This is a genomic window from Rhodococcus sp. 14-2496-1d, from assembly GCF_002259365.1.
GTDB lineage: Bacteria > Actinomycetota > Actinomycetes > Mycobacteriales > Mycobacteriaceae > Rhodococcoides.
Window position 1 is genome coordinate 846,899 of sequence record NZ_NPFV01000029.1, and the last position, 16,621, is coordinate 863,519.

Annotated in this window: 13 protein-coding genes; 1 reads left to right on the top strand and 12 read right to left on the bottom strand. The window is 65.4% G+C overall.

Features of this window, described 5'->3' with window-relative positions; all coding sequences use genetic code 11:
* Nucleotides 1-48: 48 nt before the first annotated feature.
* From CH296_RS25360 to CH296_RS25375, 4 genes are all read right to left on the bottom strand, one after another.
* Nucleotides 49-1,350 carry a fatty acid desaturase gene (locus tag CH296_RS25360; protein ID WP_032398294.1) on the bottom strand — a complete coding sequence of 434 codons (1,302 nt, stop codon included), beginning with the start codon at nt 1,348-1,350 and terminating at the stop codon, nt 49-51.
* Nucleotides 1,351-1,458: 108 nt separating this feature from the next.
* The gene (locus CH296_RS25365; protein WP_032398293.1) at nt 1,459-2,574 is read right to left on the bottom strand and encodes a ferredoxin reductase; all 1,116 of its coding nucleotides are present in this window, start codon (nt 2,572-2,574) and stop codon (nt 1,459-1,461) included.
* 124 nt (nt 2,575-2,698) lie between these two features.
* On the bottom strand, nt 2,699-3,223 hold the full coding sequence (locus tag CH296_RS25370) for a hypothetical protein (RefSeq protein WP_032397668.1): 525 nt from the start codon (nt 3,221-3,223) through the stop codon (nt 2,699-2,701).
* Nucleotides 3,224-3,234: 11 nt separating this feature from the next.
* Nucleotides 3,235-4,680: a wax ester/triacylglycerol synthase family O-acyltransferase gene (locus tag CH296_RS25375; protein ID WP_094632545.1), complete on the bottom strand. Its 1,446-nt coding sequence runs from the start codon at nt 4,678-4,680 to the stop codon at nt 3,235-3,237.
* 185 nt (nt 4,681-4,865) lie between these two features.
* Here CH296_RS25375 and CH296_RS25380 point away from each other — a divergent pair, with 185 nt between their 5' ends.
* Complete coding sequence (locus CH296_RS25380) at nt 4,866-5,441, top strand: Rv3235 family protein (RefSeq protein WP_094632511.1); 576 nt, start codon at nt 4,866-4,868, stop codon at nt 5,439-5,441.
* Nucleotides 5,442-5,478: 37 nt separating this feature from the next.
* Here the strand turns inward: CH296_RS25380 and secA are convergent, their stop codons facing one another.
* The 8 genes from secA to ahcY form a co-directional block, all read right to left on the bottom strand.
* Complete coding sequence (gene secA / locus CH296_RS25385; RefSeq protein ID WP_094632513.1) at nt 5,479-8,385, bottom strand: preprotein translocase subunit SecA; 2,907 nt, start codon at nt 8,383-8,385, stop codon at nt 5,479-5,481.
* A gap of 307 nt (nt 8,386-8,692) precedes the next feature.
* Nucleotides 8,693-9,361 carry a ribosome hibernation-promoting factor, HPF/YfiA family gene (gene hpf / locus CH296_RS25390; RefSeq protein ID WP_032397665.1) on the bottom strand — a complete coding sequence of 223 codons (669 nt, stop codon included), beginning with the start codon at nt 9,359-9,361 and terminating at the stop codon, nt 8,693-8,695.
* Between the two features lie 201 nt (nt 9,362-9,562).
* Entirely contained in the window at nt 9,563-10,246 is a 684-nt protein-coding gene (locus CH296_RS25395) for a ComF family protein (RefSeq protein WP_094632515.1), read from the bottom strand.
* Between the two features lie 46 nt (nt 10,247-10,292).
* A complete protein-coding gene (lpqB, locus tag CH296_RS25400) occupies nt 10,293-12,035 on the bottom strand; it encodes an MtrAB system accessory lipoprotein LpqB (RefSeq protein WP_052050429.1) in 1,743 nt (580 codons plus the stop codon).
* Between the two features lie 35 nt (nt 12,036-12,070).
* Nucleotides 12,071-13,756, bottom strand: coding sequence for an MtrAB system histidine kinase MtrB (mtrB, locus tag CH296_RS25405; protein WP_032397663.1), 1,686 nt, complete (start codon nt 13,754-13,756; stop codon nt 12,071-12,073).
* A complete protein-coding gene (mtrA, locus tag CH296_RS25410; protein WP_027496508.1) occupies nt 13,753-14,430 on the bottom strand; it encodes an MtrAB system response regulator MtrA in 678 nt (225 codons plus the stop codon). The genes mtrB and mtrA overlap by 4 nt, the downstream gene beginning before the upstream one ends.
* Nucleotides 14,431-14,434: 4 nt before the next feature.
* Nucleotides 14,435-15,100, bottom strand: a complete 666-nt coding sequence (locus CH296_RS25415; RefSeq protein ID WP_094685915.1) for a dTMP kinase — start codon at nt 15,098-15,100, stop codon at nt 14,435-14,437.
* A 21-nt stretch (nt 15,101-15,121) separates the two neighbouring features.
* On the bottom strand, nt 15,122-16,606 hold the full coding sequence (ahcY, locus tag CH296_RS25420) for an adenosylhomocysteinase (protein WP_032397661.1): 1,485 nt from the start codon (nt 16,604-16,606) through the stop codon (nt 15,122-15,124).
* Between the last annotated feature and the right edge of the window lie 15 nt (nt 16,607-16,621).

Consider the following 16,621-nt stretch of genomic DNA (forward strand, 5'->3'; position numbering starts at 1 on the left):
TCGTAACTTACGGTTCCGTAGGTTAGCGCCGGGAATGTGTGTGACGATTCACAACGACGCGCGGTCGCCCGATCGACGAAGGGCCTTGGCCTGACGCCTGGCTTCCTTCTTGGCGTTGCGCAGGCTCACACGCGCCTCCTGCATCGCCGACCGCAGACCGCGGCGCTGCCCGGTCAGCGGATCGATCCGAAGAGCATGAACGGCAGGCGAATCCCCTACGCGCCACCGTCGCTCGGAGGACGTCTCGGGAGCGTTGTCGGACGTGGCACGCAACCACGAGTCGGGCAGCGACAGCTTGTGAATGGTCCGCAGCGCCAGCAGGTACTGCTTGCCGAGCGACCCCGTGGTGTACGGCAGGTCGTACTTCTCGCACAGAGCGTGCACCTTCTCTGCGATCTCCGAGTACCTGTTGCTCGGCAGATCCGGGAACATGTGGTGCTCGATCTGGTAGCAGAGGTTGCCGCTCATGAACGCCATGACCGGACCGGCGTCGAAGTTCGCACTGCCCAGCATCTGACGCAGGTACCACTCGGGTCGTGTCTCGGTCTCGAACTGGCCGATCGTGAACTTCTCTGCCCCGTCGGGGAAGTGACCACAGAAGATCACCGCGTACGCCCACAAATTCCGGACGAGGTTGGCCGTCGCGTTGGCGGTCAACGTCGACTTCCACGCCGGACCGGACAGTGCCGGGAACAGCACGAAATCCTTGCCGACCTGCTTGGCGATCTTGCGCGCGAAGGCGCGGGTCGCCGGAGACTTCAGCAGGCCCTTCTCGTCCTCGCCGTCCAACTGCTTCTGCGCGTCGTAATCGTGCAGCGCGATGCCCCACTCGAAGGTGGTGGCCAGCACGATGTTGGCGAGCGGCTGAACGAGGTTGATCGGCTTCCACGGCTCGTCGCGGGTCATCCGCAGGATGCCGAAGCCGATGTCGTCGTCCATGCCGACGATGTTGGTGTACGTGTGGTGCGAGTAATTGTGGGCGCGTTTCCACTGCTCCGACGGACCGGTCTGATCCCACTCCCACGAGGTGGAGTGAATCTCCGGATCGTTCATCCAGTCCCACTGCCCGTGCATCACGTTGTGGCCGAGTTCCATGTTCTCGACGATCTTGGCGACACTGAGCATCGCCGTACCCACGAACCAGGCCGGCCGATACTTGCTGCCGAGCAGCACCGCACGGCCACCGAGCTCGAGCAGCCGCTGCAGTCTGATCGTCCGACGGATGTAGGCGGCATCGCGCTCGCCGCGGCTGTCTTCGACGTCTCGACGAATCGCATCCAGTTCACGACCGAACGCTTCCATGTCCGCTTCGCTGAGATGAGCGAACTCTTTGATGTCGGTGATAGCCACCGGGTCCTCCAACAGTTGAGTGCAGTGCCCGAAATATCGGGTTTCGACGTGGGCAACCTACGTAAGCGTAACCGAACAGTCTGAGAAGGCGGTGTGCGAAAAACAGACCTACAGTTCCAGTGTGCAATCGCCCGCAGCAGCGGAAATGCACGTCTGGACGCGGTCGCCCTCACTGTGTTCCTTACCGGAACGAAGGTCGATCACATGCCCTGCCGTCAACGGGACAACGCACGTCTGGCAGATACCCATCCGGCAGCCGAACGGCATCTGAACGCCGACGTTCTCACCGGCTTCGAGCAGGCTGGTCGCGCCGTCGACGGTGGTCTTCTTGTCCGATTTGGAGAACGTGACGGTGCCGCCTGCACCGGAGGTGTCGGCGCGCGAGATCTCGAACCGCTCCAGGTGAAGCCGGTCCTCGATCCCCTCGCGTTTCCAGGTCTTCTCGATCTCTTCGAGCAGAGCCGCAGGCCCGCACGCCCAGGTGTCACGCGTGCGCCAGTCGGGATAGAGCTCGTCGAGCGAGGCGAGTGCGAACTTGCCGTCCGACCGCGTCAGTTGCACGTGCGAGGTGAAGTTGGGATGAGACTTCTCCAGCGCGGCGATCTCGGCGGCGAACATGACTTCGTCCTCGGTGGGTGCCGAGTGGATGTGCACGGTGTCGGGCATGTCGCCGTGCCGATCCAAAGCCCGCAGCATCGAGATGATCGGGGTGATGCCGCTGCCTGCCGTGACGAACAAGATCTTGTTCGGCGGCGGCACGGGCAGCGCGAAATTGCCTTTCGGGGCGGCCAGCCGAACGATGGTTCCCTGCGGGACACCGCCGACCAGGTGTGACGAGAGGAAGCCTTCCGGCATCGCCTTGACGGTGATGGAGATCAGCTTGTCCTCCCAGTTCGGCGGAGAGGTCAGCGAGTAGGACCGCCAGTGCCAACGCCCGCCGAGGTGCAACCCGATCCCGATGTACTGGCCGGGCCGGTAATCGAAGTTGAAGCCCCAACCCGGCTGGATCACCAGGGTCACCGCCGTCGCGGTTTCCTTCTCCACTCGCACGATGCGACCGCGCAGTTCGCGTGCGGACCAGAGAGGATTCGCCAGATGCAGGTAGTCATCGGGCAACAAGGGAGTGGTGATGCGGGTGAAGGCACCACGCACCATGTTCAGTCTCGGACGCTTGGGGGCCGATACTCCGGCCGCCGGAGCCTCCAGCCACTTCTTCAGATCCATCGGGTGTTCCATCCCCTCGATCGAGATACTGAACCGCTTGCGGTCATCGAGGTTACGCTACCGTAGGTTCGGGTCGGGGAACACCTGCGCCGATGTGAATCGTGCCCGCGCGAACACGGCCGAGTCACAGCAGTTCGAGCAGAAACGACAACTCTTGCGGGGCGTACCACGCGAGCGTGTGATCCTCGGCGTCGCCGAGCACGAACTCCGCGTCCACGTCACCCATGTCCGCGGCATCGACGGCAGCGACGGCCTTGGCCACCGCCGATTCGGCCCCTTCGAGATCGACGTGGACCGACGCGACCTGATCCATCCGCAACGGTTCCTTCAGCCGGACGACGGCATCGTCGAGATCGGGGCGCAGAGTGGGATCGTCCACATCGGCCGCGATCACCGCCCGCCGGTACACCACACCTTCGGCGACCGTACCGGTATCGCTCTCGTCGTCGACGGCGGCGGCGATCAGTCGCAGAGAGGCCCGCGCGGCCTCCCCCATCGCCACCTCGGCAAGCTCCTCGTCGTCGCCGGACGAGTACGCCTCACGCAGCGTCGGTGTCACCGCGAAGGCCGTGCGCGAGACCGGGCTGAACTCGCCCTCCGCCGACAACACTTTCAAGAACTCCAACGTCGCCGGAACGTAGACACGCATTGCAGAAGACCTCACACTCTCGATTCGTTGCTGGCATCGACCAACTCTTCCAATGCCTCGTGCAGAAGCGCCGTGACGACGTCCACGTCGGGCATGGCACCTCGATCGGCGTTGAGCCCGAAGAACACGTAGCCGTCGTAGGACGTCAACCCGATGCTCATCGCCTGGTTCTCGAACAGCGGCGACACCGGATACATCTCGAGCATGCGCGCACCACCCACGTACAGCGGGAACTGGGGTCCTGGCGCGTTGGTGACGATCAGATTGAACACCCGCTGAGAGAGCCTGCTGCCCGCCCGCGCGCCCATCGCGTGCAGGCTCGCAGGCGCGAACCCGGAGATGCGCATCAGTGTCTGTGCGGTGACTCCGCGACTCTGCTTGGCATGCGCCTCGGTGGCGTGCGCAATGTGCGAGAGCCGCACCACGGCATTCGATTCACCGACGGGCAGGTCCACCAGAAACGACGAAACCTCGCTGCGATCGTCCTCGGCCGGCTCGACCGGCCGCTCGGCCGCATCTCCGAAACCGACCCGATCGGCCGAGACGTACACCGACATGGGCACCATGGCCCGCACCGTCGAGGAGGCCGTGACGGGCTCTCCCCGAGAGAGCAGCCAATTGCGCAGTGCCCCGGTGACGACAGCGAGCACCACGTCGTTGATCGAGCAGTCGAACCTGTTGTGGATTCTCCGGTAGTCGGCGAGCTCGGTCTTGGCCACCGCGAATCTGCGGTTTCGCGAGATCGGGGCGTTCAGCGGACTCGACGGCGCGCTCTGGGTCGCGGTGCGCAGAACTGCCGCGACCTTCGCGGCGGCACGCACTGCCTCGCCCGCGACACCGGCAGCCCCGCGGACCGCACCGCGCAGAGCCTCGACGCTCTCCCCAGGACGCACCACCAACTCGGTCAGAGCATCGATGACCAACGCCGAGTCCTTGGGCTCGCGCGCAGGCATCCAGAGTTCCTCGGCCATCGGCGGCGGATTCTTGCTCGCATCCAGAATGACCTGACCGATGTCGAGCGCGTGTTCGCCGTCGACCAAGGCCGAGTGTGACTTGGTGAAGATCGCGAAGCGATTCTTCGACAGGCCCTCGACCAGATACATCTCCCACAGCGGCCGAGTGCGATCGAGTGGGCGCGAGGTCAGTCGCGCGATCAGATCGTGCAACTGATCGTCGGAACCAGGCTTCGGGAGCGCCGACCGGCGAATGTGGTACGTGATGTCGAAATCCGCGTCGTCGACCCACACCGGCCTGGCCAGACCGAAGGCGACCTCACGCACCTTCTGCCGATACCGGGGAACCAAGGCCAATCGTTGTTCGACCAACGACAGCAGTCGGTCGTAGCTGAATCCGCTGCGCGGAGTCCGAAAGATGGCGAGCGACCCGAGGTGCATGGGGCTGCTACTGGCCTCGAGAAAGTAGAACGACGCATCCTGCGCTGTCAGCCTGGTCGCCATCGCGTGTTCCAGTCCCCGTCCTCGCGTGAAGTACGCGCCGATTCCTGTGGCCGAGCGCGCAGTGTGCTCGAACATAGAGTACGTGGCGGGCCGATGTCGGTCTCGGGGTCGGTCGTGGACCGTATCGCGGGCCGATCCGGGGTACCGACGGGAACCGAACGCGCTCTCGGACCGTCAATGACGGTGTGAGCGTCATCGAATCGAACGACCCGCCGGACATCTCCGACACCTCGGCCCCCGGCCCCCGAGTCCGCGCCGAACATCATTGCTTTCTCTCGCGTGCCGCTCCGTTCGAACCGCCGCTCTGCACCGGTGCCGTACACACGTGGGATCCGGCGTCGGCCACCGAACCGCCGCCTACTCGGCACCGAGTATCCGTGCGCAGCAACCGTTCTCGACCGCGCGTCGAGCCCTACGGCCGGCCACCGGTACCCGCCGATGCACGGTCGAGTGCCGACCGCGCCATGCGCATGATGATCGAGGTCATCGATCGACGACGCAGCGCAGACCAGCTGTCACCGTTGTTCACCGCCTCGATGGTCGACCTGGTGCGGACCATCGTGCGGAACCCGCCGCCCGGCAGACGACTCGGATTCGCTGCCGTGCGTCGAGTACACGTGGCGTATCGATCGGACGTCTCCGCGGAGATCTTCGGCTCCTACACCCGCGGTCCACGCACGTTCGCCTTCGCGGGCCGAATCGAGCTGGCGATCGACCCGCGCCGGCCCGGGTGGACGGTCACCTCGCTACGAGTGGGGTGACGGTCGCCTCGCCCGGAGGCGACGCGACCGTCGTGCACTATCTCTTGCGCTTGGAGCGAGCTGCCTTCTTGGGTGCCTTGCTCTGAGTCCTCGCTGCTTCGCGACGCTCGCGGCGGGTGCCTTCGGCGGCGGACTCGCTGCCGGACGGGGACGGACCGGAACGGCGAACCGCAGTGCCACCGCCCTCGGCCGGACCGGAGAAGGTCAGTCTCTGCTCGTCCTGGTCGTCGAGACCCTTTGCCCGCAGAGCCGAGGGCACTGCGGGAGCGGTCGGTGCCGGAGCAGTGGGTGCCGGAGCCGTCGGTGCGGGTGCCGTCGGTGCCGGTGCTGCGGCGGGTGCCGGTGCCGGTCGGCCGGAGCCCACCGGCGAGGACAGTCCTGGAGCGACCGCGAGACCTGCCGAGGCCGCGGGCCCCGCCGGAGCCGGTGTCGCCTCGACCTGAAGGTTGAACAAGAAGCCGACCGACTCCTCCTTCAGGCCGTCGAGCATGCCCTGGAACATGTCGTAGCCCTCGCGCTGGTATTCGACCAGCGGGTCACGCTGCGCCATCGCACGCAGGCCGATGCCTTCCTTGAGGTAGTCCATCTCGTAGAGGTGCTCGCGCCACTTGCGATCGAGTACCGACAGCAGCACTCGACGCTCGAGTTCACGCATTCCGTTCTCGCCGGCGATTCCGTCGATCTCGGCCTCGCGGGTGGCGTAGGCCGATCGCGCGTCCTCGAGCAGCGCCTCACGCAATTCGTCGCGGCTCAGGTCGTCCTTCTCGCCGTCCTCGTTCTCGCCGACGAGCACCTTGTGGTCGATTCCCACCGGATAGAGAGTCTTCAGTGCGGTCCAGAGCTGCTCGAGATCCCAGTCCTCGACGTAGCCCTCGGCTGTCGCACCGTCGACGTAGGCGGTGATCACGTCGGTGATCATGCCCTCGACCTGGCCCTCCATGTCGGCACCTTCGAGGATCCGGCGACGCTCCTCGTAGATGACGGTGCGCTGCTGGTTCATCACCTCGTCGTACTTGAGAACGTTCTTGCGGATCTCGAAGTTCTGCTGCTCGACCTGCGTCTGAGCGCTCTTGATGGCCTTGGACACCATCTTGGCTTCGATCGGGACGTCGTCGGGCAGGTTGAGCCGGGTCATGATCGATTCGAGTGCACCACCGTTGAATCGACGCATCAGTTCGTCGCCGAGCGAGAGGTAGAAACGCGATTCACCCGGATCACCCTGACGACCGGAGCGGCCTCGAAGCTGGTTGTCGATCCGGCGCGAATCGTGTCGCTCGGTACCGAGGACGTACAGCCCACCGGCCTCGCGCACGGTATCGGCATCGGCCTTGACCTGCGCCTTGACCTCTTCAAGCGCAGGCTCCCACGCGGCCTCGTACTCTTCCGGGGTCTCGACCGGATCCAGACCCTGCTTCCTCAGTTTCAGGTCGGCGAGAATGTCCGGATTGCCACCGAGCACGACGTCGGTGCCGCGGCCGGCCATGTTGGTCGCGACGGTCACCGCGCCCTGCCTGCCCGCCTCGGCGATGATCGTCGCTTCCTGCTCGTGGAACTTCGCGTTCAACACGTTGTGCGCCACGCCGCGCTTGGTGAACTGCTTCGACAGGTACTCCGAGCGCTCGACGCTCGTGGTGCCGATGAGGACCGGCTGGCCCTTCTCGTGCCGCTCGACGACGTCGTCGACGACGGCGTCGAACTTCGCTTCTTCCGTCTTGTAGATCAGATCGCCGTTGTCCACGCGGACCATCGGACGGTTCGTCGGAATCGGAATGACGCCGAGACCGTAGATCTGGTGCAGTTCCGCGGCCTCGGTCTCGGCGGTGCCCGTCATGCCCGAGAGCTTGTCGTAGAGACGGAAGTAGTTCTGCAGGGTGATGGTGGCCAGCGTCTGGTTCTCGGCCTTGATCTCCACCTTCTCCTTGGCTTCGATTGCCTGGTGCATGCCCTCGTTGTAGCGGCGTCCCACCAGGATGCGGCCGGTGAACTCGTCGACGATGATGACCTCACCGTCGCGGACGATGTAGTCCTTGTCCTTGGTGTAGAGCTCTTTGGCCTTGATCGCGTTGTTGAGGTAGTTCACCAGCGGGGAGTTGGCGGCCTCGTACAGGTTGTCGATGCCGAGCTGATCCTCGACCAGTTCGACGCCCGCCTCGTGGACACCGATGGTCCGCTTGCGGATGTCGACCTCGTAGTGGGTGTCGACCTTGAGCATCGGCGCGATACGGGCGAATTCTCCGTACCACTTGCTCGACGCGTCGGCGGGTCCGGAGATGATCAGCGGCGTGCGGGCCTCGTCGATGAGGATCGAGTCGACCTCGTCGACGACGGCGAAGTTGTGACCGCGCTGCACGAGGTCGTCGAGCGAGTGCGTCATGTTGTCGCGCAGGTAGTCGAAACCGAACTCGTTGTTGGTGCCGTAGGTGATGTCCGCGGCGTATGCGGCACGGCGTTCCACCGGGGTCATGCCGGAGAGAATCACGTCGACCGAGAGACCGAGGAAGCGGTGTACGCGGCCCATCCACTCCGAGTCGCGCTTGGCGAGGTAGTCGTTGACCGTCACCACGTGCACACCGTCGCCGGAGATGGCGTTGAGGTAAGCGGGCAGAACACAGGTCAGGGTCTTGCCCTCACCGGTCTTCATCTCGGCGATGTTGCCGAAGTGCAGGGCGGCTCCACCCATGACCTGAACGTCGAAGTGTCGCTGCGACAGCACCCGCCAGGACGCCTCGCGGGCCACGGCGAAGGCCTCGGGCAGGAGCTGATCCAGGGTCTCGCCGGCGGAGTACCTCTCCTTGAACTCCGCGGTCTTGCCGCGCAGTTCGTCGTCGGAGAGGCTCTCGACGTCCGGAGACAGGGTCGAGACGTGGTCGGCGATGCTCTTGAGCCGCTTGACCATGCGACCTTCACCGACACGGAGCAGCTTGGAAAACGACAGCGACGGCACGGGCTTTCTCGTCCTCGATCCTCGGTTCACGGGTACTGGTACGAACAACACTGCATACTGCACGAGCTCACGGGTTCGTCACCACGACTTCTGCGTGACGGGTAACCCGAACGCGTCCATGGTAGGCGGTGTCGCTGCGAACCCGGCAGCCCGACTGTCGGTCGTCGGAGATCGTCGATCGACCATTCGGACAACACCGACACAGCACTGCAGGCTCGACGTGGGGATCGAGTCCCCGGTGTCGAGCCTGCAGCGGTGAAAAGATTTCACGGACGGCGAACGAGTCGCGCCGCCTCGAGCGGTCCGGTCAGGTGAGTCTGATCAAGCCGTAATCGAAGGCGTGCCGTCGGTACACGACCGAGGGACGATCGGTCGCGCTGTCGTGGAACAGGAAGAAATCGTGACCGACGAGTTCCATCTCGTACAGTGCGTCGTCGACGCTCATCGGTGCAGCCGAGTGGATCTTGGTTCGCACGATGTGCCCGGGACCGCTCTGGTCGTCCTCGAACGAGTCGAGTTTGATCTCGGGATCGAGAGCCAGCGTGTCGTCCTCGGCGAGTTCGGCAGTGGCCTCGGCGACGGACACGGGTCTCTTCTCGCCGTAGTGGACCTTGCGACGGTCCTTGGTGCGCCGGAGTCTGCTCTCGAGTTTCGACGTCACCGCTTCGAGTGCGGCATAGAAACTGTCGGCACACGCTTCGGCTCGAACGACCGGGCCCTTGCCCTTCGCGGTGATCTCCACGCGTTGACATGCCTTGGCCTGGCGGCGATTTCGTTCGTGCTGCAGTTCGACGTCGAACAGGTAGATGGAGGGATCGAAGCGCTCGAGGCGAGCCAATTTCTCGGAGACGTATATCCGGAAATGATCCGGTATCTCGACGTTGCGGCCCTTGACCACAACGTCCGCATTGCTCTTGGCGGGTTCTTCCGAGGGCTTCTCGTCGAAGAAAACCGAGGCTTGTGAAGGGGTCGTCACGCGTACCTCCCGATATCGGCCACGCCCACTGTTGGACGTGGCAAGTGTGCATGCCGAATGGGGAACCTTCCGGCATCTCGAGTCCGGGGCATCACCTCACATCCGGTCCAGTTGGGGCGTGTCCGCGACGTTAGTCGGTCATCGACTCGTGTGCCACCGTTCACCCCGAATTGGTTGTCGGCGTGTCCCTCCACCTCACCGTCACGCACTGGCCACCACCAGCGCGCCGGCCACCGGGACCCCGAAATCGGTTAGTACTCTTGCAGATTCGGCCAAGGTCGCGCCGGTGGTGACGACGTCGTCGATGAGCAGAACGGTGAAGTCCGCCGACTCCGTCCCACGTGGGCCGGTTCGCGGGCGAGTCACCCCGACGGCCTCGATCCGGCCCGCCACGTTGTGCTGCCGTTGCCCGGCCGACAGTCCGACCGAGTCGCGGACCGCGCCGCTCATGCGGAGCACCTCGGGAACGAGCACTCGCTCCGGTGCCAACTGTTCGGCAGCGATCCGAGCGCATCGCAGAACGGGATCACCCCCGCGAGCGCGCGCCGCCCGAGCCCGAGAGGGCGCGCAGATCAGAATCAGCGAACCGAGCTCGGGAGGATCGATCTCACCTGCGTCACGCAGATGTCCCACGGCCCCGGCGAGCGCTCGCCCGAAGGGCCGGGCCACCGACCGTCGACCTCGCTCCTTCAAGGCGATCACACCACTGCGACGCGGCCCGGTGTACGTACCGAGGGACCAGCACGGCACGCCGGGATCGACTCGTGGACGAACGGCGATGGGCGGGACGAACAGGGCCAGGGAACACACCGGGCACCAGTGCTCCCCCGGCACACCGCACCCGGCACACTCGAGAGGCAGAATCAGATCGAGGAGCGATCGCATGGACGGGGAGTCTGCCCGGGCCCACCGACAGACATCTGCGGCCCCGTCAGCCGGGCAGAATCGGCACCGCTTCGACTCCGGTCAATCCGGTGACCTCGCGCCAGTACCGGTCGCCGACCGGATCGGTGTTGTTGAGCGCGAACACGGCCCGCGCGTCGGCCACGTACTCCGTTTCCGGCGAGGCGTCCACTGCCAACACCGGAGTGGTCAGGTTGCGTGAGGGCAGCGGATCCATCCGGGATCCGTCGACGGTGACCTCGACCACCGGTGTATCGGTCGCGACCCGTGCGATCACGATCGTGTCGCCCGTACTCCAGTCCAGACTCGTGGCGTCACTACCGAGTCCGATGGCCACGGCTCTCGGCTCGGTCAGGGAGTACACGCCCGAGGGCTCGCGCACCACCGTCGCCACGTACACGACGCCGTCGACGATGAGCGCCGCTCGCACCCCGTCGCGGGCCAGTCGCAGTTCGGTGATCCGATTGCCGAGTGTCGTGACGGCGGTGGCCTCGACCGGGATCACCGACACCTGACCGGTGGATGGATCGCGGGCGGCCCGGATGACGTTGGTGCCGTCGATCACCGCCCACGCCGCGTTGTCGTCGGCTCCCCAGGTGGGACGCGTGATCGATTGCCCCTCGGCCACGGGGAACGCGCCACCGTCGTAGCTACCGACCATGAGCGTGCTCGACGGCGCAGGGGCGGGCCGTCCGGTGTCCGCGACGCCTGCCACGAGGGTGCCGTCGTTCGACAGCGCCACCGAACGCAGGTTGCGGGCCTGCCCGAAGTACCCGGGAGCGGGGGTGGTCTCCGCCTCGTCGACGCGGAGCAATGTGCCGGAGGCGAGTGCGTGCAGCCCGATGCTGTCGTCGGTACCGCCCAGCGGATCGAACGCGTCGACGCCCGCGGTCGTCCACCCGTCGGGCTTGGTCGTGTCGATGGGTTGACCGTCGGCGAGCAACACGTACGGCCCTGCCACCTCCGCCGAGGCGAGAGTCCAGATCACTTGAGCGGCAAGCAGTTCGCGATCGCGGTCACCCTTGTTCTGCAGGCCACCGAAGTCGATCTTGATGCCGCCGAGTCCCACCCCCACCTGCGAGGTCTGGCCGTCTGCCTTGGTGATGGGCCCGCGAATACTCACATCGTCGGACAGTTCGTTGCTCACCGCGGCCGCCAGCGCCGACTTGGGGCCGTCGATGAGCAGCTGCACGAGCTGGTTGGCGAGCTGGTCCTGCGATCCGCTGGTCCACCGCACGTCGGGCACGAGTACGCCACCGAGCGGATCCACGAAGTAGAGCGATCGCTGCTGATAGGTGTTCAGAAATGCGGATCGATCGATGACGACGCCCGGCGGCAGTTTCGAGATCCGCCACTGACCGTCCACTCGGGCCATCTCGATCGCGGCGTCGACCGTGTCCGAGCCGGCCTGGTACTCGCCGCCGGAGGCCAGCATTCCCGCCGTCGTCGAGCGGATGGTGAACTGCGCGGTGTCCGCAGTTCGTGGACCGGACAGGGTGTCGATCCGGTCCGCTACGACCGTCCGTGCGCCGTCGTCCCACGTTCCCGACGCCTCCTCGGTGAGAAACTGCCGGGCGGCCTGGTGCCTGTTGGCCGAGACCGCGCTGGCCTCGAAGAAGTCGTCGAGCAGGCGATCGGGCTCGCGTCCCGGCTCGGGGGCCGGGGCGCTGGTCGGCACGGCACCGGCGGTCAAGGTGCCGATGGCCTGAGGGCTGGACGACTCAGGCAGGCTGGCGCAGCCGCCGACGAGGGCGACGACGAGCGCGCACATCGCCAGCACCCGGGTGCTGCGACGACACGAGAAGATCACGTCGCGGGCTCCGACGCGGATGTCTTGGGTGCGGTGATCGCGGGAATCGGTTGTCCTTGTGCGAATTTCCTGGTGCTGGGTTTGAGGGGCAGTGGGGATCCGATCACCTTGTGCCCGCGCACGAGCGGCAGGGTGAGTCGGAAACATGCGCCTTCGCCCACTGCTCCCCACGCTTCGAGCTTACCGTCGTGCAGGCGGGCGTCCTCGACGCTGATGGCCAGCCCCAGGCCGGTGCCGCCGGAACGTCGAACGCGGGAGGGATCCGAGCGCCAGAACCGGTTGAACACCAGCTTCTCTTCGCCCGGTCGCAGCCCGACTCCCTGATCGCGCACCACGAATGCTGCCGCGTCGGCGTCCGAGCGCAGCCGCAGCAGGACCGGCTTGCCCTCGCCGTGGTCGAGTGCGTTCGCCAGCAGATTGCGCAGGATTCGTTCCACCCGTCGGGGGTCGACCTCGGCGATCACTGCGGTCTCGGGCATGTCGACGATCACTTCGGTGCCGGTCTCGCGGGCCAGATGCCGCACGGTCGACACCGCCGCTCGGGCGCACATGCGCAGGTCGAGCTGTTCGGCGGCCAGTTCGGCCACGCCCGCGTCGTGGCGGCTGATCTCGAGCAGGTCACCGAGCAGGGTCTCGAACCGATCGAGCTCGTTGACCAGCAACTCCGAGGATCTCTTGAGTGCAGGCTCGAGGTCGTCGCTGGCGTCGTGAATGAGGTCTGCGGCCATCCGAACCGTGGTCAGCGGGGTGCGTAGTTCGTGGCTGACGTCGGAGGTGAATCGGCGCTGGAGATTACCGAATTCCTCGAGCTGGGTGATCTGTTTGGACAGGCTCTCGGCCATCTCGTTGAACGACATCGCAAGTCTGGCCATGTCGTCCTCGCCGCGGACCGGCATGCGTTCCTTGAGCCTGCCGTCGGCGAATCGCACCGCGATCCTCGACGCCGAACGAATGGGCAGAACCACCTGCCGCGCGACGAGCATCGCGATCGCGGCGAGCAGAACCAGGAGCACCACCGCGCCGATGAACAGCGTGCCGCGAACGAGCGAGAGCGTGCGATCCTCGCTGGCCAGCGGAAAGATGAGGTAGAGCTGCAGGGCCGAGATGTCGGATCCGGTGGGCGATCCCATGATCAGCGCCGATCCGGAATACCCGCCGTCGCTGTCGGTCACCGTGGCGTACTGCGAACTGATCAGGCCCTTCTTGACGAAGTCGCGCAGGCTGTTCGGGATCTGATCGACCGGACCGACGGACGCCTCCGCTCGGGTGGCATCGCCCTCCACGATCAGGACCGGATCGAACGATCCCGCCGACCCGGTGGTCGACGCCGCGTCCAGATCCTGGTTGGTCAGTGCCGCCCTGGCCCGTTCGAGGCGTGTCGCGAGCCCGCTCGAATCGTCGGCTCCGGCGAGGTTGCCCTCGACGGTGGTCCGCGAACGGTCGAGTTCCTCGGTCGCGGCGGACAACTTGGCCTCGAGCAGTCGATCGGTGATCTGGCTGGTCAACACCACACCGAGGATGAGAATGACCACCAGGGACAGCGTGAGCGTCGACACGACGACGCGCAGCTGCAGAGACCGTCGCCAGGCATGGCCGAGCGACGTACTCAGCGAACGAAACCAACGCAGTACCGGTGAGAACTTGCCGTTGATCCGCCGCCGAGAATGGGAGAAACGGATCACGGCGGTCCGGCCTTGTAGCCGACCCCCCTCACGGTCAACACCACCTCGGGGTTCTCCGGGTCCTTCTCCACCTTGGCGCGCAAACGCTGCACGTGCACGTTGACCAGTCGGGTGTCGGCCGCGTGGCGGTAACCCCAGACCTGTTCGAGCAACACCTCTCGAGTGAACACCTGGCGAGGTTTGCGGGCAAGCGCCACGAGCAGGTCGAACTCGAGGGGCGTCAGGGAGACGAGTTCGTCGCCGCGACTGACCTTGTGGGCCGGCACGTCGATGACGATGTCCGCGATGGACAGCAGTTCGGCGGGTTCGTCCTCGGTCCGACGCAGGCGCGCACGCACCCGAGCGACCAGTTCCTTCGGCTTGAAGGGCTTCATGATGTAGTCGTCCGCACCGGACTCGAGACCCAGGACGACGTCGACGGTGTCGGTCTTGGCCGTCAGCATGACGATCGGCACGCCCGAATCGGCACGAAGGACGCGGCAGACGTCGATGCCGTTCATTCCGGGAAGCATCAGGTCGAGCAACACCAGGTCCGGCCGATTCTCGCGTACGGCAGCCAGAGCTTGGGTGCCGTCGCCGACCACGAAGGGCTCGAATCCCTCACCGCGCAACACGATGGTGAGCATCTCCGCCAGAGCCGAATCGTCGTCCACAACCAGAATCCGAGGCTTCATGGTCCTATGGTGTCACTTTCCGAACCCCTGATGGCTGATTGAACATGTCGGCGGCGAGTCGATCGGGGTCGACGCCGGCGGTGACGACCCGCCACGGCGACACCCAGTGCGATGCAGCGAGGGTGCTGTACGCAGCCGAGGTTCGGCTCTGCAGTGAGCTGTCGCGCTCATAGGAATCCCGGGTGCGAGCGGCGTCCGCACTCTCCCGGGCCGCAGCACGCTCGGCGGCCAGCGCCACCGGGACGTCGAGGAGAATCTGGACATCGGGAACGGGCACCGCGAATCGCTCGAACTCGAGCGACCTGATCCATTCGACGGCCTCGCCGTCGGCGGACTGCTCGAGCCGAGCGGCGGTGTAGGCGGCGTTGGATGCCACGTACCGATCGAGAAGAACGATGTCTTTGTCCGAGAGCAACTTTCGGATCTCGTCGCCCGCGTCCCGGCGATCGAGAGCGAACAACAGGGCCATCGCGTGCACACTGCCTGCGGTGTCGCCGTGTTCGCCGTGCAACGCCTCCGCAGCCAGATCGGCGTGGATCGACCGGTCGTACCGGGGAAACCCGATGCGCTCGACCGACAGGCCGTCACGTTCCCACGCCGAAACGAGCCGACGGGCGAGCGTGTTCTTGCCCGCTCCGTCGACTCCTTCGATGACGAACAGTTTTCCCACTACCGGACCTGGCCCCGTCGGTCAGTAGCGGTAGTGCTCGGGCTTGTACGGGCCCTCGACGTCGACGCCGATGTACTCGGCCTGCTCCTTGGTGAGCTTGGTGATCGAACCACCGAGCGCTTCGACGTGGATGCGGGCGACCTTCTCGTCGAGGTGCTTGGGCAGGCGGTAGACCTCGTTGTCGTACTCGTCCGGCTTGGTCCACAGTTCGATCTGAGCGATGACCTGGTTGGAGAAGCTGTTGCTCATGACGAACGACGGGTGTCCCGTGGCGTTGCCGAGATTGAGCAAGCGGCCCTCGGACAGGACGATGATCGAGTGCCCGTCCTTGAACTGGTACTCGTCGACCTGCGGCTTGATGTTGATCCGCGTGACATCGGGAGCCTTCTCCAGCCCGGCCATGTCGATCTCGTTGTCGAAGTGACCGATGTTGCCCAGGATCGCCTGGTGCTTCATCTTGCGCATGTGCTCGAACGTGATGATCGACAGGTTGCCCGTCGAGGTGATCACGATGTCGGCCTGCTCGATGAACTCCTCGACCGTGCGCACGTCGAAGCCGTCCATGAGTGCCTGCAGCGCATTGATCGGATCGGCCTCGGTGACGGTGACCCGCGCACCCTGGCCCTTGAGCGCCTCGGCGCAGCCCTTGCCCACGTCACCGTAGCCGCAGACCAGCACGGCCTTGCCGCCGATCAGGACGTCGGTGCCGCGGTTGATGCCGTCGATCAGCGAGTGCCGAGTGCCGTACTTGTTGTCGAACTTGCTCTTGGTGACGGAGTCGTTGACGTTGATGGCCGGGAACGTGAGCTCTCCGGCGGCCGCGAACTGGTAGAGCCGCAGCACGCCGGTCGTGGTCTCTTCGGTGACACCCTGAACGGACTCGGCGACCTCGGTCCACTTGGACTTCGATGCCTCGAGCGAGCGACGAAGCAGGCCGAGGAACACCTTGTACTCGTCCGAATCGTGATCGTCGTCGGTCGGCGGTACGACGCCTGCCTTCTCGAACTGCGCGCCGCGCAGTACCAGCATCGTGGCGTCGCCACCGTCGTCGAGAATCATGTTGGCGGGCTGCTCGGGCCAGGTGAGCATCTGCTCGGCCGCCCACCAGTACTCTTCGAGGCTTTCACCCTTCCAGGCGAACACCGGGACGCCCTTGGGCTCCTCGACGGTGCCGTAGGGCCCGACGACGACGGCCGCTGCCGCGTGGTCCTGGGTGGAGAAGATATTGCACGACGCCCACCGAACTTCGGCACCGAGTGCAACCAGGGTCTCGATCAGCACGGCTGTCTGCACGGTCATGTGCAGCGATCCCGAGACTCGCGCTCCCTTGAGCGGCTGCACGTCTGCGTATTCGCGGCGCAGCGCGATCAAGCCGGGCATCTCGTGCTCGGCGAGTCGGATTTCCTTGCGGCCGAATTCCGCGAGCGACAGGTCTGCGACCTTGAAGTCGATTCCACCGCGGCGATCCACGGTGAGTGCCGATCCTGACGTAACTGAGGTCGTCATCTTGCCTCTCCTGTT